Source organism: Rhodococcus sp. HNM0569, assembly GCF_012726205.1.
Taxonomy (GTDB): Bacteria; Actinomycetota; Actinomycetes; order Mycobacteriales; family Mycobacteriaceae; genus Rhodococcus_F.
Genome location: NZ_JAASAE010000018.1, coordinates 44,113 through 65,719, shown reverse-complemented (window position 1 = coordinate 65,719; position 21,607 = coordinate 44,113). Strand labels below are relative to the sequence as shown.

Below are 21,607 nucleotides of genomic sequence, written 5' to 3'. Positions count from 1 at the left end.
TCGTCGATGTTGATCCTCCACGCGTCGCCTCTCGACCGTGGCGGTCGTGTGGCTGTCCACCCGTGAGCTGATCCCGCTCTACGGCGTCTACGCGCTGTTGTTCACCGACCACGGCGTCGGTGGTGCCGAACTGTCGATGCTCTTCGCGCTGTGGTCGGTCACGGCCTTCGTCGCGGAGATCCCGTCGGGAACTCTCGCGGACGTCGTGTCGCGCCGGTTGCTGCTCGCGGCGTCGTCCCTCCTGTGTGCCGTCGCCTTCGCCACGTGGCTCGTATGGCCGTCGACGGCAGGATTCGCCACCGGGTTCGTGGTGTGGGGCGTCGCGGGCGCGCTGCAGTCGGGCACATTCGAGGCCCTCGTGTACGACGCTCTCGACGAGCGCGGTGCCGCCGACCGGTATGCCGCGGTGTCCGGCTGGGCGCAGGCCGGTTCGATGGCGGGTGTGCTGGTCGCGACGGCCGCAGCGGGCCCGCTCCATGCGCTCGGCGGGTATCCGGTCGTCGGCTGGGTGAGTGTTGCCGTGGCTGCCGCGAATGCGGCACTCGCAGTGGCCTTTCCGTCGACCACGCGGGCGCGTCGGCCGGTAGCGGTCCGGTCGCTCGACCGGGTGTTCGGTGCGGGGGTACGGCAGATCGCACGGCGCCGTGGAGTGCGCCGCCGGGTGCTCCTGACGGCAGCGCTCGGCGCCTTCCTCGTGTACGACGAGTACTTCCCGGTCGTCGCGCACGAGCACGGCGCACCCACGGCGCAGGTCCCACTGCTCGTCGCGCTCACGGTCGTCGGGCAGATGATCGGTGCCGGGACGGCGGGATGGACGGCATACGCGACGCCGCGCACCGCCGCCGCCGCGCTCGTGGCAGCGGCGGTCCTGCTCGCCACCGGGGCACTGCTGGGCGGATATGCGGGTTTCGCGCTGCTCGGTGCCGGTTACGGGATCGTCCACAATGCATGGATCGTGGCCGAAGCACGGCTGCAGGATGTCATCGACGGTGACTCCCGTGCCACCGTCGCGAGCGTCACCGGGTTCGGCACCGAGATGCTCTCGGTCGGCGTCTACGCCACGTTCGCGGCGGGCTCCGTCGCGGTGTCGACCACCGTGCTCGTCGCGCTGCTCGCAGCCCCCCTGCCGGCGACGGCCCTGCTTGCCGCGCGCCGGCCCACCCGTGGCTAGACCTTGCGCACGCGCAGCTCGTGGCCCTTCGACGTCTTGCAGCGGCCGGTCTCGAGATCCCACTGCCAGCCGTGGAGGTTGCACGTGAGGTTCGTGCCCTCGACGACACCGAATTTCGACAGGTCCGCCTTCAGGTGCGGGCAGCGTCGCTGCATCTCGTAACCACCGAGCTCGACCGACGCGTCGTCGTCGTGTGCTTCGGCGAACCAGCCGTCGGCGTAGGCGATGCGCTCGTCGGTCAGGCATTTGAAGAAGGTGTAGAGGAACTCGTTGTAGCCGCCGATGCGCCATGCCTCGAATCGCGTCGACAGGAAGATGGAGTTGACCCAGTCGGGCTCGTCGTCGCGTAGCACGGTGCGCACGAGCTCGGGTGCGATGCGGAAGCCGTAGCGGTACTTGCCTTCCTTCTCGAGCGGCTCACGCACGGTGCGATTCGGGAAGTCGAGGACCACCGTCTCGTCGCCCATCACGAGCCCGACGGGGTAGCCGATGCCGTCGCAGACGAGATCGGACTGCGCCATGATCGGTTCGAACTTCGCCTTGAGCGGGCCGAGCAGCGGTTCGCCCTCGGCAGGAGCCCACGTCGCCTTCTCGGCGGCGAGGACCGGCGCCATGCGCTGAGCCATCGCCTCGATGTAGGCGGCCTTGTCGGAGAAGATCCGGTCCACCTCGGCGTCCGGGACCGGGTGTGTGAGCGTGAGCTCGCCCGCCTTCAGGTCGGCCGTCGAACCCGGGATCATCAGCAGCCCGCGGTCGTGTCCGTTGAGTCGCATCTGCTCGAGGAAGGTGATCTGGTCGGGGAAGATGTTGCCTTCGTCGCCGTGATCGTCGTTGAGATAGCGCAGCGCGTCGTCGAGGAACACCGGCGGGCCCGCGGACGGGACGACCCACGTCGCCCCCACCTGATCGATGTAGCTGCGTGCGCGGTCCATGCCGCGCTGCCGCTTCTGCTTGCCGAAGTTCGACTTCGTCTTCTTCGGGATGTCGTAGACCATCGGGTACCAGATCGCGCCCGAGTACTGCAGCAGGTGGATGTCGATGTGTCCGAACTCCGCCAGGACGTCCATGTCGACCGGGCGGGCGTCGTTCATGTTGAACACGGTGGTCTCGCCGTCGGACACGACGAGGCCGGAGTCGCCGATCGGTCCGTCGGCGGGCGCGCGCAGCGCGATGATCATGATGTCGAGTTCGCCGGGGCCGAGCGGAGCGTCGGTCGCGGCCGCGATGCGTCCACCGCCGATGCGGTGCCGCACCGAGTCCTCGGTCTCGAAGAACTTGGTGAAGCCGAGCTTCTCGAGTTCACGCTTGAGGTCGGGGACCGGATAGTCCGGCAGCAGCACCGTCGCGTCCTTGTTGACGTGTTCGGCGAGATTCTCCGGGTCGAAGTGGTCCTTGTGCAGGTGCGACACGTACAGGTAGTCGCAGTTGCCGAGGGCGTCCCAGTCCAGCTGCGTGTTGTCGGGGAACGGGAACCACGACGCGAAGTAGGCCGGATTGACCCACGGGTCGCACAGGATCGACCCTGCTTCGGTCTGGATGTGGAATCCGGCGTGGCCGACGCTGGTGACCTGCACTTGACTGCCTCCTACGGTGATGCGACGCCTACCAGGGTAGGCGGACCCGTAACGCACCTGTGCGCGATACCGGCGTGCCTGGACTCGTCAAGTGCTCACAGGGGCAGTGCTCACGAAGGGGCGAGGGTGAGTTCGCCCATGCAGTAGCCGTCGGGCCCGATCGACAGCACCGCTGTCGCGACACCGGAGTTGCCTGCGACGTCGGTGGCGGGCACGTCGATCGACATGTAGTCGCCGCGTAGGGGAGTGACGGTCATCTCGTCGGTGTCGAACGACGCGATGCGCGGCGCGCTGTCCGGATCGGCCTTCAGCGGCGGCTCGCCGCCCGCGCCGGTGGACTCGGGGTCCCAGGGGCTGTTGCCCGGGCACACCAGCGGATACCTGTCCTCGGTGTCGGCCGGGTCGACGGGCCTGCCCGTCTCCCGTGAGAGATAGCGGTGCAGCGTCCACTCGGCGTCGGCGGGCCCGTAGAAGTCGGTGTTCGACGCCGCGTGCACATTCGGGCACGCGTAACCCGACGCGATCTCGCTGCGCTTGGCCGACACCGAGGTGGTGCCGTCGGACCATGTGACGGCGTACTGGCCGTCGACCCCGGGTGCGGCGACGACCGACCGGATCGCCTCGATCTGCCCGTACATGCTGCGATTGGGCGGCTGCGTCCAGCAGCGCTCCACGGCGCGCTGCGGGTCGGCCGCGAGGTCGTCGGCCCACGCCTGCACCGCCCGCGTCGCGCCCGGGTTGCCCGGCACCGCGCCGACGACGATGCGCTCGGCGGCCGGCTCGCGTGTCGTGGTGGGTGGCGTGGTGTCCGCGGCGCTCGTCGACGCCGAGGCGGCGGGATCGTTGTCCTGTGGCAATCCGGACGTGCCGTCGTCGCACGCGGACACGGACGCTGCGAGCGCGCCGATCGCGAGGGCGGCGACGACGGCACGCGAGCGGTACCGGCGGGAGATCCTGCGCGACGAGAGGTTCATGGCCTCGCATGCTATCCGCGGTGGGAATCACAATGGGCCCACTGCTGTGTGGTATGTCGTGTCGCAGCCGCTACCCTGGTCGACTGTGGACCCCGTGTACCGAACCGTCATCGGCATCGCCCGCACCGTCTTCTTCGTCCAGGGACTGAAGTTCACGGTGCACGGCGCCGACAACGTCCCGGCGAAGGGCGGCGCCGTCATCGCGCTCAACCACACCGGATACATGGATTTCACGTACGCCGGTCTGCCGGTGCGTACGCCCAAGCGGTACGTCCGGTTCATGGCGAAGAAGGAAGTCTTCGACAACAAGATCTCCGGCCCGATCATGCGGGCGCTCAAGCACATTCCGGTCGACCGCGCGGCGGGGGCCGAGTCGTACCGGGCCGCGGTCGACGCATTGCGCAAGGGCGAACTCGTCGGCGTGTACCCCGAGGCGACGATCAGTCGCAGTTTCGAGATCAAGGACTTCAAGTCGGGCGCGGCGCGTATGGCGATCGAGGCGGGCGTGCCGATCGTGCCGATGACCATCTGGGGTGCGCAGCGCGTGTGGACGAAGGGCTACCCCAAGCGCCTCGGCCGCACCAACACGCCCATCTCGATCGCGGTCGGCGAGCCGATCGAGCCGTTCGAACCGGCGTCCGAGCTCACCGCGAAGGTCCGCAGCGAGATGCAGCGCATGCTCGGCGAACTGCAGCGCGACTACGAGCACCCCGCGGGCGCCTACTGGGTGCCTGCCAAGCTCGGCGGCGGCGCGCCGACCCTGGAGGAAGCCGATCGCATGGACGCGGAGGAGATCGCCGAGCGCGCCGCACGGCGCGGCTCCGGGCAGCCGCCGCAGGAGTAGCGGCGCACCTGCTCGGAGAGCCCGAACCTGCGGGCCGGTCGGCCCCGTCACGGTGCCAGGCAGAATGGACGGGTGACCTTCCGCCTTCCCCTGCCCGACCGCCCCGGCCTCGTGGCGTCCGATGTCGACGGCACGCTGCTCGGACACGGCGAGCGGATCAGCGCGCGCACCCGCGACGCGGTGCTGTCGGTCGTCGACTCGGGCACACCGTTCGTGCTCGCCACCGGCAGGCCGCCGCGCTGGATCGCGCCCGTCGTCGACGGTCTGGGCTACGCACCCCTCGCGGTGTGTGCCAACGGCGCGGTGCTCTACGACCCCGCGAGCGACCGCGTGCTCGACGCGTCGACGCTCGACGTCGACACTCTCGTGTGGCTGTCGGACCTGATCTCGTCGCTCATGCCGGGTGCGGGGCTCGCGGCCGAACGCGTCGGGGCCAGCGCGCACGACGCGGCGACGCCGCAGTTCGTCAGCTCGCCCGACTACCGCCACGCATGGCTCAACCCGGACGACACCGCGGTGTCGTCCGACGAGGTGCTCGCCGCGCCGGCCGTCAAGCTGCTCGTGCGGCTCGCGGGTGCCACCAGCCACTCGATGGTCGAGGCGCTCGCACCGCACGTCGCGGGCAAGGCGGACATCACGTACTCGACCGACAACGGTCTCGTCGAGCTGTCGGCGCCGGGCGTCACGAAGGCGTCGGGGCTGCTCCGTCTCGCGGAGGTGACAGGGCTCGAAGCGGCGTCGGTCACCGCGTTCGGCGACATGCCGAACGACATCCCGATGCTCTCGCTCGCGCAGCACGGTGTCGCGGTCGGCAACGCACATCCCGAGGCGAAGGCCGCGGCCGACGAGGTGACCGACACGAATTCGGACGACGGGGTCGCGAAAGTACTCGAGCGCTGGTGGTCGTAGAGACCACCAGCGCTCGAGGAAGGGCTCGCGTCAGCCTGCCGGTGCGGGCTCCGGAGCCGGCGCGGGTGCGGGTGCGGCGGGAGGCGCCGCCGCCTCGTGCGCATCGTTGTACGCCTTCACGATCTGCGTCACCGCGCCCGTGAGCTCGTTGAAGATCAGCGAGCCGTTCTCGAAGTCGGCGCGCATGCCGTTCGGCACGGGGTACTCGTCGCTCGTCGGCAGGCCGAGTTCGCCGGCGTCGGCGCCGAACTTCTGCCACGCGCGGTAGATCTCGCCGAGGATCGACCACGTCCCGCCGTTGGGCGACGTGTAGATCGCCCCGTTGACGAACTGCGCGCCCTGGTAGCCGGCCTTCGCGGGCATCAGGCCCGTGCGCGCCGCGCCGAGCGGTCCGGTGTCGCCGCCGTTGGCGACCCACTTCTGTGCGATCACGTTGTTGTCGGTGAGGCGAACCAACTCGCTCACCAGCCCCGGCAGGTTCTCGCCGGGAACGACGCCCGAGGCGTCGGTGCCCGGCGACGACGGTGCAGGCGCGGGGCCCGGATCCGGCGCCGACGCGAGCGAGGAACCACCGGTGTTCGCGGCCGCGATCTGCCGGATCTCGTTCATCCGTGAGTACGCCGCGTCACCCGGGCAGCTCGTGTTGCCGACGTCGCGGTGCGCGAAGATGACCGGCACATTTGCCTCGGCGCCCTGCGGGTAGAACGTGAACTCGGTGCCTTCGGACCACATCTTCGTGTTGCCCAGCGGATCGAGGCGGGCTTTCGCGAGCCGCCATCCGAGGAACTTGCCGACCGAGTCGATCGTCTCCTGAGGAGGCGACGTCGTCGAGAAGTCGCCCATCATCGCGATGCCCATCGTGTTCTCGTTGAAGCCACCGGCGTGCGCGCCCTGCACGGGCCGGTCGAGTCCACCGAAGCGGCCCTCGAAGATCTGGCCGTACTTGTCGACGAGCACGTTGTAGCCGACATCGCACCAGCCGAGTGTCTGCGCGTGGTACGCGTAGATCGAGCGGACGATGCCCGCCGACTCGGCCTTCGAGTAGTCGTTGCTGCCTGCCGTGTGGTGCACGGCCGCGCCGCTGAGGAAGTCGTCGTAGGTCGGTTCCTCGCATCGGATCGACTCGTCCGCGCCCCACTGCCCGCGTGAGATGACCTTGGGGCCCGCGCCGCCCGCGGCCGGGGTCGCGATGTCGGACAGCGAGCCGTCCGCGGGGCCCTGCCCCGGGTCGATCAGCACCGCGGTGACGTCGCGCCCGCCGCCGGTCTGCTGGCGCAGCGGCGTCGAGAAGGCAGCGGGGGTGTAACCGAGCTCCTGGTCGGCAGGTGCTGCGGCGGGTGCGGCGGGAGCGGGCGCGTCGGCCGGCGCAGCCTCCGGGGCGGCGGCAGGCGCGTCGCCCGTCGTCTGCGAGGGCGTGAGGATCTGCACGGCCTTCGTCGCGCCGACGTACACGGGTTCGGTCGCCGTCTTGTCCTCGGCGGGTGCGGTGTCGTTGCGGCCGGTGTCTATCGCGTCGGGCGAGTACCACGGGCCCCAGCTGCCGTCCTCGAGCTGTGCTCGCACCTTCGAGACCGCCGACGACGTCGTGTCCGAGGTCAGCGCGACCATGCTGAACGGCGTGTCGCGCGTGACCTCCTTGACCACGGCACCCATCTCGTCCGGTGCCGGCGCCGCGTCCGGTGCGGGCGCGGCCACGTCGCCACGCGTGAGCGGCGCGATCGGGATCGTGAGGTCGGTGCCGTCGGGCAGCGGAACCGAGCTGGGGATCTTCAGCGTCGACGGAAGCTTCAGGTCCCGCAGCTTGCCGAGGTCGAGGTCGGGCAGGTTCAGCCCGGTCAGATCCTTCAGGGGGATGACCATGTCGGGGACCTGGGCGAGCGCGACCTGTGCGAGGTCCGTCGACACCGTCTGCGTCTCGGACGTCTGCGTGGTCGCGACGTCGCTGTCGCGGCCGGACGACACGTAGCCGTACACGGCGAGGGGCCCGGCGACGGCGACGGCGGCCACCGCCCCGAGGACGAGCGAGGGTTTCGGCGGACGGTGTGGCACGGGGTTTCTCCTCAGTCGTCGGTGTCGTCAGTCGTAGGTGTCCGCGGGCCGCTGCGCGCCCCGCCGATGCCGTTGCGACCCCTTCCCGGAGGCCGAACTCCGCACACCCGCCCCCGCACTGCGCGGGGCGGTCAGTGTTACGGAAGTGACACATGTGACCAAAGTGATGATCTGTGGTCACTGTGCAACACTAGCCACAGGAGACCATAACGCTCAACCTGAGATTGAGGGTTTGTTCCTGCGAACTCGAGTAAGTCGCGCCGACGACACTCCGCCCCGTGTGGAGGACGCGGCCCGGACCTGCCTCGACCCACCGACCGACTGCAGTACCGCCGAAACAGGGAAGTGTGCGTATGCGAGACACGAACCGTTCCGCCGCCTGGGCCCGCGCTGTCTTTCCGCCCCGCACGGGCCCGGGACGCGGGCGCAGGCACTCGCGCCGCGCCGTCGTCGCGCTCGCGGCGATCCCGGCCCTGGTCGCGGGCATCACCGCTGCCGGTGTCCTGGCGTCCGGGACGGGCGTCGAGCAGGCCGTCGCGGCCGACACGCCGTTCACGATCACCGGCCACGGCAACGGTCACGGACGCGGCATGGGGCAGTGGGGCGCGTACGGCTACGCCAAGAACGACGGCTGGGCCGCCGAGCGCATCGTCGCGCACTACTACGGCGGCGCGACGCTCGCGACGCTCGAGGACGCGCAGATGAGCGTGCGACTCACCGGCAACGACGACCGCCCGCTGTCCGTCTACTCCGACGCGGGCGCGGGCGTCGCGGGCAAGCCGGTCGGGCCGGGCGAGGCGGTCACGCTGACTCCGACGCCCGGCGGGGGAGCGGCCGTCGTCGTGACGAGGGGCTGTGGCGGCGAGGTGCTGTGGCAGGGCGCGGCGGACCACCCGTGGGTCGATCCGATCGATCTCGGCCCCGATCGGCCCGCGAACGAGCACCTGAAGATGTGCGGGTCGGACGCCGCGTACCGAGGGTCGCTCGGTGTGGCACTCGACGGCGACGCGGCGCGCACCGTCAACGCGCTCGCCGTCGACGACTACCTGTACGGCGTCGTGCCCGCCGAGTCGAAGGCCGAGTGGGCCGACAGCGGGGGCGCGGAAGCGCTGCGTGCGCAGGCGATCGCGGCGCGCTCGTACGCCGCGTCGGAGAACCGCGAAGCGTATGCGCGCACGTGCGACACGCAGGACTGCCAGGTCTACAGCGGCACCGCGAAGGAAGACCCGCGCACCACCGAGGCGGTGCGCTCGACGCACGGCGCGATCCTCGCGAAGGACGGCAAGCCCGTGCGCGCCGAGTTCTCGGCGTCGACGGGTGGGCACACCGCGGGCGGCGAGTTCCCACCCGTCGAGGACCTCGGGGACGCGATCTCACCGACCCACAACTGGTCCGTCGTCGTCACCGCGGGCGACATCGCGTCGGCATTCGGCGTCGGCGAACTGCAGACGGTGGAGGTGACCGCGCGCAACAACTTCGGTGCCGACGGCGGCCGCGTCACCGGCCTGCGCGTCGTCGGGTCGGACGGCACCGCCGACGTCTCGGGTACCGAGGCGCGCTCGAAGCTGAAGCTGAAGTCCGACTGGTTCTCCGTCACCGAGGGACTCGTGGCCGACGCACCGCCCGAGGCGCCCGCCGAGCCCGACCTGAACTCGCCGGGCAACGAGGTCGACGCGTCGCCGATCGACGCGAAGTACCGCGAACTCGGCGGTCGCGACAGCGTGCTCGGTGCGCCGCTCGGGCCGCAGATGATGCTGCCGAACGAGGCGGGCGTGTTCCGGCTGTACACCGGTGGCGTGATCGTGTGGACCGAGGCTCTCGGCACCCAGGTGGTCGACGCGAGTGTGCTGCGCGAGTGGCTCCCGGACAGTGCGGCAGCGGCGAACGCGCCGGCCGAGGGGGCCGACGCGTCCGCCGCAGGGTCCGACGGCGCCGCGGGCGCCGGGGTGGCCGAGACCGCTCAGGCCGTGGCCGACGCGGTCGAGGTGCCTGCGGGCGGCTGACCGGCCTCGGTGTGGCCGTCCGCCGGTGCGGCGGGTCGCCGGGGGATCGTGAAGGTGGCCGCCACGCAGGCGATCGCGATCGCGAAACAGCCGATCGTGTACCAGAGGCTGCCGATCGGATCGCCGTTGTCGGTGACTCCGTCGACCGCCCCGAAGTAGTCGGGAAGGGCACTGAGCCACAGTCCTGCCATGACGACGAGATAGGCGACGGCATACCAGCGGACGAAGTCGTTCGAGTAGGGCGACTGCGTGTCCCGCCGGGCCCGCGACCACTGCCGCGCGAGGATCACGACCGCGACCACACACAGCACGGCCAGCTCGGCGGCGTACAGGACGCCGCGGACCGTGTCGCTGCCCGCGCCGAACACCGTGGCGGGCAGGGGCAGGACGAACACGCCGACCGACGCGGCCAGGCCGATCACGACGGTCCGCCACACGAGCGTGCCCGCGGAGAACTGCCTTCCGGCGTCGACGTGGCGGCCGACGAAGAACTGCACGCACAGCGCGAGCGACATCGGCCACAGTGCGGCGAACACCACGACGCTCGGGAGCGGGACCGCGTCGAAGAACGGCAGGTTGATCGGGTTGTCGAGAGACCATTCCCACCAACGCAACTGGGGTCCGAGGTGGTCGAAGATCTCGTAGAACGCGTGATGCACGAAGCCGACGCACACCGCACCGAGGATCACTCCGTAGCGGCGGAACACGCCGAGCATGCGGACGATCTCGAAGGCGATCGTCGCCATCAGCGGATAGATCGCGACGATGTAGAGCGGCAGCCGTCCCCACAGGAACTCGACGGTGAAGAGGTTGTGCGCGAACATCGTGTCGACGTGCTGCTCGATGCCGAACGCATCCGGGAAGTACAGCGGCGGCTCGATGACGAACAGGAATGCGGTGGCGCCGAACCACAGCACGATGTTGGTGGGATCACCGTGCCTGCGCACCCGCACGATCGCGTAGACCAGCGCGAGCAGCGACCCGAGCACGATGGTCAGCTCGAGCACCGGCAGCGTCCAGTTCTCGAGTCCGAACGGGCTGCGGACCGCGACAAGGCCGCCGACCTCGTCGCACGCGAAGCCCATCGCCGTCGACAGCTCGTCGAAGGTAGGTGTGCAGAGGTCGGCCATCACTTGCCTCCCGCCGCGACGGCGTCGCGAGCCCGGCCGTTCGTGCCTGCCGTGTACCAGCGGGTGCAGTCGTAGCCCTCGTCGTACTTCGCGAACCACTCGCCTGCGAGGGCGGGCAGCTTTTCGTGCGCGGGCTTGTGTCTCGGCATCTGGCTGCGGACGACGCCTGCCAGCGCCGTCAACTGCTCACCGAGCGGCAGGCCGTCGAACGCCCGCGGCATCGTCCCCTTCGTCAGGTAGGGCGCGAAGGCCGTCACGATGCGCTGTTTCGTGCGGTGTGTCGCGAACATCGACAGCGAGTCGACCTTGCGTTCCTTCAGCGGCACGTGCTGGTTGAATCCGGCGCACGCGATGCGGATGACCTTCATGACGTGCGCGAAGATCGAGGGCGCCATGCGCATCCGGTACAGCTCATTGCCGACGAGGGCGTCGAAGATGATCAGCGCCGAGCTGCGGTGCTCGACCTCTTCGACGAAGTGCCACAGGAACAGTGACGCGACGCGGTCGTCGCCCGGGCGGAACAGGGTCGCGTCGTGGTCGAGCATGAGTTTGAAGACGGGGGTGAAGGTCGCCTCGAGGTCGGCGGTGTAGGCGAGCCGGTAGTTCAGGGACGTCGCCTCGGTGAGCAGGTCGAATTCGCCGATCACGGCGTCGAGGGTGTTCTGCAGACCGGGGTAGCTCCTGATGAGGCCCTTGACGTGCTGGCGGTGCGCGGTCGAGTGGTGGCCTTCCTGCCGCATGAACGCCATCGCCTCGTCGGCGACGCCCGACGCGGCGAGTTGCGGCTTGGCCTGCATGATCGCCTTGACGATCATCTTCTCGAAGCCGATCGCGAGGAACGACACGGCGTTGGACATGCTCGACCACGCGGGATTGTCGGGATTCCACAGGAAGGGGACGTCGGCGTCCTCGAAGCCGAAGTCCATCTTTCGTGGGTGAAGCTCGGTCATGGCTACCTCGTCTGTCGGTGACTGTCTCGTCCATCGGAGCGCGACGAACATACGCGAGCCCGTATGGACGTATGTTTGCTGATCCGTATGTTAGCTGCGCCACACGGAATGGCAATGCCCGATACGCGCGCGACGGGTTGACATTGACGCAACGTCAAGTTGCAGGCTGGACGTCGTGAGTGGCGAACAGGAATGGTCGATCTCCGAGCTGGCCGCCGCGTCGGGTGTCACGAGCCGCACGCTCCGGTACTACGGCGAGGTCGGGCTGCTGGAGCCGAGCAGGCTCGGCGCGAACGGATACCGCTGGTACGACGCGTCGGCGCTGGTGCGATTGCAGCGCATCCTGCTTCTGCGCGAGCTGGGTCTGCGTCTCGACGCGATCGGCGAGGTGCTCGCGGGCGAACGCGACGAGCTCGACGCACTCGGCACTCACCTGGAGCTGCTCGAGCACGAGCAGCGGCGACTGGCTCGCCGGATCGAGTCGGTGCGCACCACGATCGGCAAGAGAAAGTCAGGTGAGCGGCTCATGGCCGAGCAGAGCTTCGACGGCTTCGACCATCGCAGGTACAAGGACGAGGTGACCGAGCGCTGGGGCGCCGACGCGTGGCGCGCGGGCGACGACTGGTGGAGCGCGAAGGGGGAGGGTGAGCAGGCGGACTTCCGTCGTGCCTCCGCCGCGCTGGCCGCGGACTGGGCGGCGGCGGCCGCGGACGGCGCCGCGGCCGACGGCGAGCGGGCGCGCGCCCTCGCAGGGCGGCACCTCGCGTGGCTCGGCGGCGTGCCCGGCACCCCACGCACCGACGACGGGAGCCTCGATCCCGGCTACGTACGCGGTCTCGCCCAGCTGTACGTCGACGACGAGCGCTTCGCCGCCAACTACGGCGGTCGGGACGGCGCGCGGTTCGTCCGTGACGCGCTCCTCAACTACCTCTCGTAGTGGGTTGACCAGCGCGGACGTGTCCGCTACGGCCACCGGAACAGCGCGCGCCGACGACAGTCGCTTACCCTGGTTCATCGTGACCGCATCCCCTGAGACCACAGCCCCGGGCCGATACGACCTCATCGTGGTCGGATCGGGATTCTTCGGATTGACCATCGCCGAGCGCGCTGCGACGCAGTCGGGCAAGCGTGTGCTGGTGGTCGAGCGCCGTCACCACCTGGGTGGCAACGCGTACTCGGAGCCCGAGCCGCAGACGGGTATCGAGATCCACAAGTACGGGGCGCACCTGTTCCACACGTCGAACAAGCGTGTGTGGGACTACGTGAACCAGTTCACCGACTTCACCGGCTACCAGCATCGTGTGTTCGGGCTCTACGACGGGCAGGCCTACCCGCTGCCGATGGGGCTGGGGTTGATCAACCAGTTCTTCGGACGCTCCCACTCACCCGACGAGGCTCGTGCGCTGATCGCCGAGCAGGCCGCCGAGTTCGACACGAAGGACGCGTCGAACTTCGAGGAGAAGGCGATCAGCTTGATCGGTCGCCCGCTCTACGAGGCGTTCTTCAAGGGGTACACGGCCAAGCAGTGGCAGACCGATCCGAAGAACCTGCCTGCAGGCAACATCACGCGGCTGCCGGTGCGCTACACCTTCGACAACCGATACTTCAACGACACCTACGAGGGTCTGCCGGTCGACGGCTACACGGCGTGGCTCGAGAACATGGCGAAGGACCCGAAGATCGAGGTCCGGTTGAACACGGACTGGTTCGAGGTCCGCGGCGACCTGCGCGCCGAGAGCCCGGACGCGCCCGTCGTCTACACGGGCCCGCTCGACCGCTACTTCGACTACTCGGAGGGCGAGCTCGGGTGGCGCACGCTCGACTTCGAGACCGAGGTGCTGGGCACCGGGGACTTCCAGGGCACCCCGGTCATGAACTACAACGACGCCGACGTGCCGTTCACGCGCATCCACGAGTTCCGTCACTTCCACCCCGAGCGCGAGTACCCGGCCGACAAGACCGTGATCATGCGCGAGTTCTCACGATTCGCGGAGAGCGGCGACGAGCCGTACTACCCGATCAACACCCCCGAGGACCGGGAGATGCTGCAGGCCTACCGGGCCCGCGCGAAGGCCGAGACCACGGAGAACCGGGTCCTGTTCGGCGGCCGTCTCGGCACGTACCAGTACCTGGACATGCACATGGCGATCGCGAGCGCGCTGTCGATGTTCGACAACACCCTCGCGCCGCACCTGGACTCGGGTGCCGCGCTGACGGGAGGAGACGAGTGAGCGGCCGACATCTGTTGCAGGACGACGAGACCGACGCCCCCGAATTCGTGGGCAAGGCGCTGCTGCAGCGCGTGCTGCTGCCGCGTCCGGGCGAGCCGCTCGACGTCCGCAGCCTCTACCTCGAGGAATCGTCGACGAACAGCACCCGTGCGCACTCGCTGTCGCGCACGTCGGTCGCGATCGGCGCCGAGTCCGAGGCGTCGTTCTGCACCTACTTCAATGCCTTCCCGGCGAGCTACTGGCGCCGGTGGACCACGCTCGACTCGGTCGTGCTGCGACTGTCGATGTCGGGGCACTGCCGCGTCGACGTGTACCGCTCGAAGGCCGACGGCTCGCGCATCCACGTCGACGGCCGCGAGTTCGAGGACGGCGACGCGGACCTCGAGTTCGTCGTCGACCTCGGCCCGTTCGAGGACGGCGGCTGGATCTGGTTCGACGTCACGTCCGACACCGAGGTCGTGCTCGAGGCCGCCGGCTGGTACGCGCCGAGCGAGGCACCGGGCCGCGGCTCCGTCGCGGTCGGCATCCCCACCTTCAACCGGCCGACCGACGCGGTGAAGGCACTCACCGCGCTCGCGTCGGACCCGCTGGTGCTGGACGTGATCGATGCGGTGATCATGCCCGACCAGGGCAACCGCAAGGTCGTCGACGAACCCGGGTACGCGGAGGCCGCCGCGGCGCTCGGCGACCGTCTCGCGATCCACGACCAGCCGAATCTCGGCGGATCGGGCGGCTACAGCCGCATCATGTACGAGGCGCTGAAGACCACCGACAGCCCGTACGTGCTGTACATGGACGACGACATCGAGATCGAGCCGGACGCGATCCTGCGCGCGCTCGCGATGTCGCGATTCGCGAAGACGCCGATGCTGGTCGGCGGGCAGATGCTCAACCTGCAGGAGCGCAGTCACCTGCACACGATGGGCGAGGTCATCGACCGCGGCGCCGTCATGTGGACGGGTGCGCCCAACACCGAGTACGACCACGACTTCGCGAAGTACCCGCTCAGCGACCGCGACAACTCGAAGGGCCTGCACCGGCGCATCGACGTCGACGGCAACGGCTGGTGGATGTGCATGATCCCGCGCGAGGCCGCGGAACAGATCGGCCTGCCGATGCCGCTGTTCATCAAGTGGGACGACTGGGAGTTCGCGCTGCGCGCGAAGGCCGCGGGGTACCCGACCGTCACGGTGCCGGGCATCGCGATCTGGCACATGGCGTGGACCGACAAGGACGACGCGATCGACTGGCAGGCGTACTTCCACCTGCGCAACCGCCTCGTCGTCGCGTCGCTGCACTTCCCGTCGAGCATCCGAGGCGTCGTCGTCAGCAGCGTCAAGGCGACACTCAAGCACCTGCTGTGCCTCGAGTACTCGACGGTCGCGATCCAGAACAAGGCGATCGAGGACTACCTTGCGGGCCCCGAGCACATCGCTGAACAACTCGGCACCGCGCTCGGCGACGTGCACGCGCTGCGCAAGCAGTTCCCGGACGCCGTCGTGCTGAAGTCGGCCACCGAGCTGCCGTTGCCGTCGGGCGCCGACGTGGGCGCGGTGGGCCAACCGAGCGGCCCGATCGGAAAGATCGCACGGCTCGCGAAGGCCGCGGTGCACGCGGTGCGACCGGCCAAGCCGCAGCATCTCGAGCAGCCGCAGCTCAACGTGCCGACGCTCGATGCGCGGTGGTTCCTGCTGTCGCAGATCGACGGCGTCACCGTCACGACCGCCGACGGCCGCGGCGTGGTCTACCGCAAGCGCAACCCGAAGCAGGCCTTCGAGCTGGGCAAGCGCGCACTCGAACTGCGCCGCGAACTGCTCGCGCGGTTCCCCGAGGTCGCGCAGCACTACCGGGACGCGGCTCCCGACCTGACCAGCAAGGAGAGGTGGGAACGTGTCTTCGGTGTCCGCTGACGAATCGGTGCCCGGTCCGGATCTGCACGCGCTCGACGTGCCCGTCCCCGGTGCCGAGGTGCGCGCGCTGGCAGCCGTGCAGTCGACGATCGGCTCGAAGCCCGGCGTGATCGCTGCGGCTCGTGGCATGTCGCACTTCGGCGAGCATGCGCTCGGCTGGATGGCGATCTCGGCGCTCGGTGCCGCCGTCGACAAGCCACGGCGACGCGAGTGGATCGGGGTCGGGGTGGGCGCCGTGGGTGCCCACGCGGCGTCGATCGCGATCAAGCGCGTCGTGCGCCGTCGCCGCCCGAGCCACCCGTCGGTGCAGGTCAACGTGGGTACGCCGAGCCGGCTGAGCTTCCCGTCGTCGCACGCGACCTCCACGACGGCCGCCGCGGTGCTGATGGGTAGGCTCACCGGGCTACCCTTGCCAGCGTTGCTGGTGCCGCCCATGTTGCTTTCCCGGCTCGTGCTGGGGGTGCACTACCCGACCGACGTGCTCGCGGGCTCGGCGCTGGGGGCCGCATCCGCGGCCGTCGTGCTGAAGGCCGAGCGGAAGTGTGGAGACAAATGAGCGAGGAAGCCCCCGAGGTCGCCGGACCGCCCAAGACGCTCGTGGGTGGGCTGATCAAGGAGGCTCGGCCGCGCCAGTGGATCAAGAACGTCCTGGTCCTGGCCGCGCCCATCGCCGCGGGCAGCGCCACCGACGGTGACGTCCTGTGGCGGGTCGCGCTCGCATTCGTCGTGTTCTGCCTCGCGGCGTCCGGCATCTACTTCGTCAACGACGCGATGGACGTCGAAGCCGACCGCGCGCATCCGACGAAGAGGTTCCGCCCGATCGCGGCGGGCATCGTGCCGCCGCGCCTCGCGTACATCGTCGCTGCCTGCCTGATGGTCGCCTCGATCGCGCTGTCGTTCCTCGCGAACTGGAACCTCGCGGTCGTCATGGCCGTGTACATCGCGATCCAGCTGGCCTACTGCTTCGGCCTCAAGCATCAAGCCGTTCTCGACATCTGCATCGTGTCGTCGGGCTTCCTGATCCGCGCGATCGCGGGCGGCGTGGCCGCCGAGATCGACCTGTCCCAGTGGTTCCTGCTGGTGATGGCATTCGGGTCGTTGTTCATGGCAGCAGGCAAGCGCTATGCCGAACTGCAGTTGTCCGAACGTACCGGCGCGAAGATCCGCAAGGCCCTGGCGCAGTACACGGTGACCTATCTGCGGTTCGTGTGGACGCTCGCGGCCACCGCGGTCGTGCTCTGCTACGGCCTGTGGGCGTTCGAGCAGGACGACTTGAAGAACACCAACTGGTACGCCCTGTCGATGGTGCCGTTCACCATCGCGATCCTGCGCTACGCCGTCGACGTCGACGGCGGCGAGGCGGGCGAACCGGAGGAGATCGCGTTCAAGGACCGCGTGCTCCAACTTCTCGCGGTCGTCTGGGTCGGAGTCGTGGGTGTCGCTGTCTACGTCGTCTGAGGACGCTTCCCGAGTCGGGCAGGCTTCCCGAGCCGACGAACAGTCGGCCACCACCGACACCACCCGCAGGGGCATCGCCTCGCGGGTGGTGTTCGCCGTCGGTGTCGCGGTCGCGGCCGCGCTCATGTTCTGGGGCGCGTGGGAACGCCGCTGGATCGCCGACGACGGCCTGATCGTCCTGCGCACGGTGCGCAACCTGCTCGCGGGCAACGGGCCGGTGTTCAACGAGGGCGAACGCGTCGAGGCCAACACGTCGACCGTGTGGACGTATGTGGTGTACGCCTTCGGCTGGCTCACGCAGGTGCGCCTCGAGTACGTCGTGCTCGCACTCGCGCTCCTGCTGTCGACGGCCGCGGTCGTGCTGGTCATGGTGGGCACGGGCATTCTCTACCGGGCGCGTCCCTTCCGTCCGGGCGGCACGCTGCTGCTGCTCCCGGCGGGTGTGCTCGTCTACATCGCAGTGCCGCCCGCGCGCGACTTCGCGACCTCGGGCCTCGAGACCTGCCTCGTGATCTTCTGGCTCGCGCTGCTGTGGCTGCTCATGGTGCGCTGGAGCCTCGCGACCCGCCCGTCGGCGGTGTTCGTGCTGTCCCTGTCGTTCGTCGCGGGTCTCGGTCCGCTCGTGCGGCCGGAGCTGGCGATCCCCGCGGTGCTCGCACTCGCGATGGTCTTCCTCGCGACCGGCAGCACGTGGAAGCTGCGCGTCGGCATGGTCGCGGCAGCCGCGCTGGTGCCGCTCGGCTACCAGATCTGGCGGATGGGCTACTACGCGCTGCCGTATCCCAACACCGCGGTGTCGAAGGACGCAGGTGGTGCGAAGTGGGACCAGGGCTTCGCGTACCTGTGGAATCTCGTCGGTCCCTACCTGTTGTGGCTGCCGCTCGTGTTCCTGCTCGTCGGTGTCGGCGCGGCCTGGCTGCTGCGCGAGCACCACGCCGACCCGGTCGCCGTGCGCACCGCGCGCGAGCCGCTGTGGGTGCGCGCGCGGGCGTTGCTGCGCACACCCACCGCGGTCGTCGCGTTCGTGCTCGCGAGCGGCGTGATCCTCGGTCTGTACTCGGTCCGCGTCGGCGGCGACTTCATGCACGGTCGCGTCCTGTTGCCCGTGCTGTTCTGCCTGCTCGCGCCGGTCGCGGTGCTCCCGGTGCGCCTGCCCGCACGCGGCGAGACGCGCTCGCGGCGCGATTACACCCTGATGGGCGGCATGTCGGTGCTGTGGCTCGGCACGGTCGTGTGGGCCGCATTCGCCGCCAACACGACGGGCATGCCGGAGGGTGCGGTCGTGGGCAAGTCCGGCATCGTCGACGAACGCGCGTTCTACGTCCTCAACACCGGCCACGACCACCCGATCCGCGCGTCCGACTATCTCGACTACCCGCGCATGCGCGCGATGGTCGAGACCATCGACGACACCCCCGACGGTGGCCTGCTGCTGCCGTCCGGCGACTACACGTTCTGGTTCGTCGTTCCCCCGCCCGCTCCGATCCCGGAGGACGGCGCCGGGCACACGGTGTACTTCCTCAACCTGGGAATGACGAGCATGAACGTGGGTCTCGACGTGCGCGTGCTCGACCAGATGGGGCTCGCGTACCCGCTCGCGGCGCACACCGAGCGTCTCGACGACGGTCGTATCGGGCACGACAAGAATCTGTTCCCCGACTGGGTCGTCGTCGACACCGGCATGGTGAACAAGCATCCGTGGATGCCGATGTTCCTCGACGAGAAGTGGGTCGAGCAGGCGCAGGTGGCGATCACGTGTCCCGAGACGCAGAAGCTGCTGACGTCGTACCGGTCGGACCTCACGTTCGCGCGGTTCAAGCAGAACTTCAAGGATGCGCTGCACTTCTCGAAGTACCGCTTCGACCGGGTTCCGAAGTACGAGCTGCAGCGGTGTGATCTTCCGGATCCGTTCCCTACGCCCGTCAACTGAGCACCTATCACGTGAATATCACGGTTGTGGTTCACCGGCGGTGGTGAACTCCACCGAAACATGTGCGTGACCAGCGTCTCTTCGTGTCGGCCCGTCGTCCGACCGATTATCTCGATTCGGTAACGTGCCGCTCCGCCACGTCGGCGTCGCACGACGTCGACCGGAGAACACGAAAGAGAGCAGTTCCATGCGTTTGCCCGTTCGGAGACACCCGTCCGCGCCGAGTCTTCGGCGGCGCGTCGCCGCAGCCGTCGCCGCGGCCCTCGTCGTTCCGCTCGCCGCGGGAGTTGCGGGGACGGCCGTCGCGTCGGCCGCGCCCACGCACTCGGCGCCTGCCCGCACCGCGCCCGCGGGCGGATTCGAGGAACTGTGGGTGCCGTCGTCGATGGGCCCGATCAAGGTCCAGGTGCAGTGGGCGGCCCGGGGCGGCGATGCCGCGCTGTACCTGCTCGACGGGATGCGGGCCCGCGGCGACGCGAACGCGTGGACTTTCGAGACGAACGCGCTCGCGCAGTTCGCGAACGACGACGTGACACTCGTGATGCCGGTGGGCGGCGAGTCGAGCTTCTACTCGGACTGGTACGCACCCAGCAATTTCAACGGTCAGGACGTCACCTACAAGTGGGAGACCTTCCTGACGCAGGAGCTGCCTGCCTTCCTGGCGAACTACGGGGTGTCCCGGACGAACAATGCGGCACTCGGCCTCTCGATGGGCGGCAGCGCGTCGCTCACCCTCGCGGCCTATCACCGGGACCAGTTCACGTTCGCGGGCTCGCTGTCGGGCTACCTGAACATCTCGGCACCGGGCATGCGCGAGGCGATCCGTGTCGCGATGCTCGACGCCGGCGGATACAACGTCGACGCGATGTGGGGCCCGCCGTGGGATCAGGCGTGGCTGCGCAACGACCCCTTCGTGTTCGCCGAGCGACTGCGTGGGCTGCCGATGTACATCTCGGCGTCGAGTGGCGTTCCCGGTGCGCACGACAATCCGGTCGCACCGATCGACTACTACAACACCGCGATGGGCATGGGCCTCGAGGCGCTCGCGCTCGCGAACACCCGGGCGTTCCAGGTGCGACTGGCGGCGCTCGGCATCGACGCGAACTACAGCTTCCCGGCCACGGGCACGCACTCGTGGAAGTACTGGGAAGCCGAATTGTGGAACGCGCGCACCCAGATTCTGGACGCTCTCGGCGCCCACTGAGTCACAGCGACCTGGGGTTTCCTGCTGTGTAGTCACACAAACCGGACTCCGGATATGCCTGGGCCCCCTGTTGTCTATATGGTGTTCCCGGCAACAGACCCCGCCCGCGCGGCACACGCCGCGCGGGCGGGGTCTGTGACAAGCACTCGGCGCGCTGGGCTGCGGTTTCCGGCGCGCAGTTCGACAGGCGGTTCGCGAGGCTCGCACCAGCGAGCGAGCGGGCCTCGAGCGGAGGGAATACCGGGTACATGCGAGCAGGCGCTTCGAGTAGGAAACGCGGCTGGATGAGGCGGACTGCGGGTGCCATCGCGCTCGCGGTCGCCCTGCCTCTCGGCGTCACCGTCGTCGGCGGCGGAGCGACCGCGTCGGCGGCCTTCGACCCCGCGGCACAGGATTTCACGGTCGACTCCGAGATGGGGCCGATCAAGAGCCGCATCTGGCGTGCAGCCGACGGCAACACCAACCGGGTGGTCTACCTGCTCGACGGTCTTCGCGCGCGCGACGACCTGAACGGCTGGGAGATCGAGACCGGCGTCGGCGGCTACCTCGCGTCGCAGAACATCAACGTCGTGATGCCGGTCGGCGGCGAGTCCAGCTTCTACTCCGACTGGATCAGCACGTCCAACTTCAACGGCCAGGACACGCCGTACACGTGGGAAACGTTCCTCACGAGCCAGCTGCCCAACGCGCTCGCGAACACCTACGGTTTCAAGTCCACCAACAACGGCATCGTCGGCATCTCGATGGGTGGCAGCGCGGCGCTCACGCTCGCGGCCTACCACCCCGAGCAGTTCGGCTACGCGGGTTCGCTCTCGGGCTACCTGAACATCTCGGCGCCGGGCATGCGCGAGGCCATCCGCATCGCGATGCTCGACGCGGGCCGCTACAACGTCGACGCGATGTGGGGCCCGCCGTGGAACCCCGCGTGGCTGCGCAACGACCCGTTCGTCTTCGCCGACCGTCTGCGCGACAACAACACCCGCGTCTGGGTCTCGGCAGGTAGCGGTATCCCCGCACCCGGTGGGCCCAGCCAGCACAGCCCGATCGAGGTCTTCAACACCGGCACCGGCTCCGCGCTCGAGGTTCTCGCGGTCGCCAACTCGCGTGCCTTCCAGGTCAAGATGGCCACGATCGGTGCGGACAATGTGACCTACAACTTCCAGCCGCGCGGCATCCACACGTGGCGTTACTGGGAGGACCAGGTTCATCAGCTGACCCCCGATCTGTCGGCCACGATCGGCTGATCTTCCCGCACCGCGGCGCGCATCAT

17 protein-coding genes are annotated in these 21,607 nt (G+C 69.1%); 12 read left to right on the top strand and 5 right to left on the bottom strand.

What is annotated here, in order from left to right:
• Positions 1-37: 37 nt before the first annotated feature.
• The gene (locus HCA44_RS18725) at positions 38-1,171 is read left to right on the top strand and encodes an MFS transporter (RefSeq protein ID WP_169650833.1); all 1,134 of its coding nucleotides are present in this window, start codon (positions 38-40) and stop codon (positions 1,169-1,171) included.
• Here HCA44_RS18725 and HCA44_RS18720 read toward each other — a convergent pair.
• Together HCA44_RS18720 and HCA44_RS18715 are read right to left on the bottom strand one after the other, a co-directional pair.
• The gene (locus HCA44_RS18720; protein WP_169650832.1) at positions 1,168-2,745 is read right to left on the bottom strand and encodes an MBL fold metallo-hydrolase; all 1,578 of its coding nucleotides are present in this window, start codon (positions 2,743-2,745) and stop codon (positions 1,168-1,170) included. The genes HCA44_RS18725 and HCA44_RS18720 overlap by 4 nt on opposite strands.
• 110 nt (positions 2,746-2,855) lie before the next feature.
• The gene (locus HCA44_RS18715; protein ID WP_206038355.1) at positions 2,856-3,719 is read right to left on the bottom strand and encodes a hypothetical protein; all 864 of its coding nucleotides are present in this window, start codon (positions 3,717-3,719) and stop codon (positions 2,856-2,858) included.
• Positions 3,720-3,804: 85 nt separating this feature from the next.
• Between HCA44_RS18715 and HCA44_RS18710 the strand changes: the two genes are divergently transcribed.
• Together HCA44_RS18710 and HCA44_RS18705 are read left to right on the top strand one after the other, a co-directional pair.
• On the top strand, positions 3,805-4,563 hold the full coding sequence (locus tag HCA44_RS18710) for a lysophospholipid acyltransferase family protein (RefSeq protein WP_169650831.1): 759 nt from the start codon (positions 3,805-3,807) through the stop codon (positions 4,561-4,563).
• A gap of 72 nt (positions 4,564-4,635) precedes the next feature.
• Entirely contained in the window at positions 4,636-5,472 is an 837-nt protein-coding gene (locus tag HCA44_RS18705) for an HAD family hydrolase (RefSeq protein ID WP_346764792.1), read from the top strand.
• Between the two features lie 30 nt (positions 5,473-5,502).
• Here HCA44_RS18705 and HCA44_RS18700 read toward each other — a convergent pair whose 3' ends face one another.
• Positions 5,503-7,521 carry an N-acetylmuramoyl-L-alanine amidase gene (locus HCA44_RS18700; RefSeq protein WP_169650830.1) on the bottom strand — a complete coding sequence of 673 codons (2,019 nt, stop codon included), beginning with the start codon at positions 7,519-7,521 and terminating at the stop codon, positions 5,503-5,505.
• A 353-nt stretch (positions 7,522-7,874) separates the two neighbouring features.
• Between HCA44_RS18700 and HCA44_RS18695 the strand changes: the two genes are divergently transcribed.
• Complete coding sequence (locus HCA44_RS18695) at positions 7,875-9,524, top strand: SpoIID/LytB domain-containing protein (RefSeq protein ID WP_169650829.1); 1,650 nt, start codon at positions 7,875-7,877, stop codon at positions 9,522-9,524.
• Here the strand turns inward: HCA44_RS18695 and HCA44_RS18690 are convergent.
• Together HCA44_RS18690 and HCA44_RS18685 are read right to left on the bottom strand one after the other, a co-directional pair.
• Positions 9,482-10,654: a hypothetical protein gene (locus tag HCA44_RS18690; protein ID WP_169650828.1), complete on the bottom strand. Its 1,173-nt coding sequence runs from the start codon at positions 10,652-10,654 to the stop codon at positions 9,482-9,484. The two genes, HCA44_RS18695 and HCA44_RS18690, sit on opposite strands and share 43 nt — an antisense overlap.
• A complete protein-coding gene (locus HCA44_RS18685; protein WP_169650827.1) occupies positions 10,654-11,604 on the bottom strand; it encodes a metal-dependent hydrolase in 951 nt (316 codons plus the stop codon). Before HCA44_RS18685 ends, HCA44_RS18690 begins: the two co-directional genes overlap by 1 nt.
• 175 nt (positions 11,605-11,779) lie before the next feature.
• Between HCA44_RS18685 and HCA44_RS18680 the strand changes: the two genes are divergently transcribed.
• The 8 genes from HCA44_RS18680 to HCA44_RS18645 all read left to right on the top strand — a co-directional run bounded on the left by HCA44_RS18680 (position 11,780) and on the right by HCA44_RS18645 (position 21,581).
• Complete coding sequence (locus HCA44_RS18680) at positions 11,780-12,541, top strand: TipAS antibiotic-recognition domain-containing protein (RefSeq protein WP_169650826.1); 762 nt, start codon at positions 11,780-11,782, stop codon at positions 12,539-12,541.
• 76 nt (positions 12,542-12,617) lie between these two features.
• Positions 12,618-13,835: a UDP-galactopyranose mutase gene (gene glf, locus HCA44_RS18675; RefSeq protein ID WP_169650848.1), complete on the top strand. Its 1,218-nt coding sequence runs from the start codon at positions 12,618-12,620 to the stop codon at positions 13,833-13,835.
• Positions 13,832-15,745 (top strand): glycosyltransferase, encoded by a 1,914-nt coding sequence (locus tag HCA44_RS18670; protein ID WP_169650825.1) that lies wholly within the window; start codon positions 13,832-13,834, stop codon positions 15,743-15,745. Before glf ends, HCA44_RS18670 begins: the two co-directional genes overlap by 4 nt.
• Positions 15,746-15,782: 37 nt before the next feature.
• Entirely contained in the window at positions 15,783-16,301 is a 519-nt protein-coding gene (locus tag HCA44_RS18665; RefSeq protein WP_169650847.1) for a phosphatase PAP2 family protein, read from the top strand.
• On the top strand, positions 16,298-17,203 hold the full coding sequence (locus tag HCA44_RS18660) for a decaprenyl-phosphate phosphoribosyltransferase (protein ID WP_169650824.1): 906 nt from the start codon (positions 16,298-16,300) through the stop codon (positions 17,201-17,203). The genes HCA44_RS18665 and HCA44_RS18660 overlap by 4 nt, the downstream gene beginning before the upstream one ends.
• A gap of 73 nt (positions 17,204-17,276) precedes the next feature.
• Positions 17,277-19,133, top strand: a complete 1,857-nt coding sequence (gene zomB / locus HCA44_RS18655) for a flagellar motor control protein ZomB (protein ID WP_346764795.1) — start codon at positions 17,277-17,279, stop codon at positions 19,131-19,133.
• A gap of 187 nt (positions 19,134-19,320) precedes the next feature.
• Positions 19,321-20,337, top strand: coding sequence for an alpha/beta hydrolase family protein (locus HCA44_RS18650; protein WP_169650823.1), 1,017 nt, complete (start codon positions 19,321-19,323; stop codon positions 20,335-20,337).
• Between the two features lie 248 nt (positions 20,338-20,585).
• Complete coding sequence (locus HCA44_RS18645) at positions 20,586-21,581, top strand: alpha/beta hydrolase family protein (protein ID WP_169650822.1); 996 nt, start codon at positions 20,586-20,588, stop codon at positions 21,579-21,581.
• The last annotated feature ends 26 nt before the right edge of the window (positions 21,582-21,607 follow it).

What these genes read in the sequence shown, in the direction of transcription:
- HCA44_RS18715 (WP_206038355.1), bottom strand. Translation starts at nt 3,719, where the DNA reads ATGAACCTCTCGTCGCGCAGGATCTCCCGCCGGTACCGCTCGCGTGCC.
- HCA44_RS18695 (WP_169650829.1), top strand. Translation starts at nt 7,875, where the DNA reads ATGCGAGACACGAACCGTTCCGCCGCCTGGGCCCGCGCTGTCTTTCCG.
- HCA44_RS18690 (WP_169650828.1), bottom strand. Translation starts at nt 10,654, where the DNA reads ATGGCCGACCTCTGCACACCTACCTTCGACGAGCTGTCGACGGCGATG.
- HCA44_RS18685 (WP_169650827.1), bottom strand. Translation starts at nt 11,604, where the DNA reads ATGACCGAGCTTCACCCACGAAAGATGGACTTCGGCTTCGAGGACGCC.
- HCA44_RS18660 (WP_169650824.1), top strand. Translation starts at nt 16,298, where the DNA reads ATGAGCGAGGAAGCCCCCGAGGTCGCCGGACCGCCCAAGACGCTCGTG.
- HCA44_RS18650 (WP_169650823.1), top strand. Translation starts at nt 19,321, where the DNA reads ATGCGTTTGCCCGTTCGGAGACACCCGTCCGCGCCGAGTCTTCGGCGG.
- HCA44_RS18645 (WP_169650822.1), top strand. Translation starts at nt 20,586, where the DNA reads ATGCGAGCAGGCGCTTCGAGTAGGAAACGCGGCTGGATGAGGCGGACT.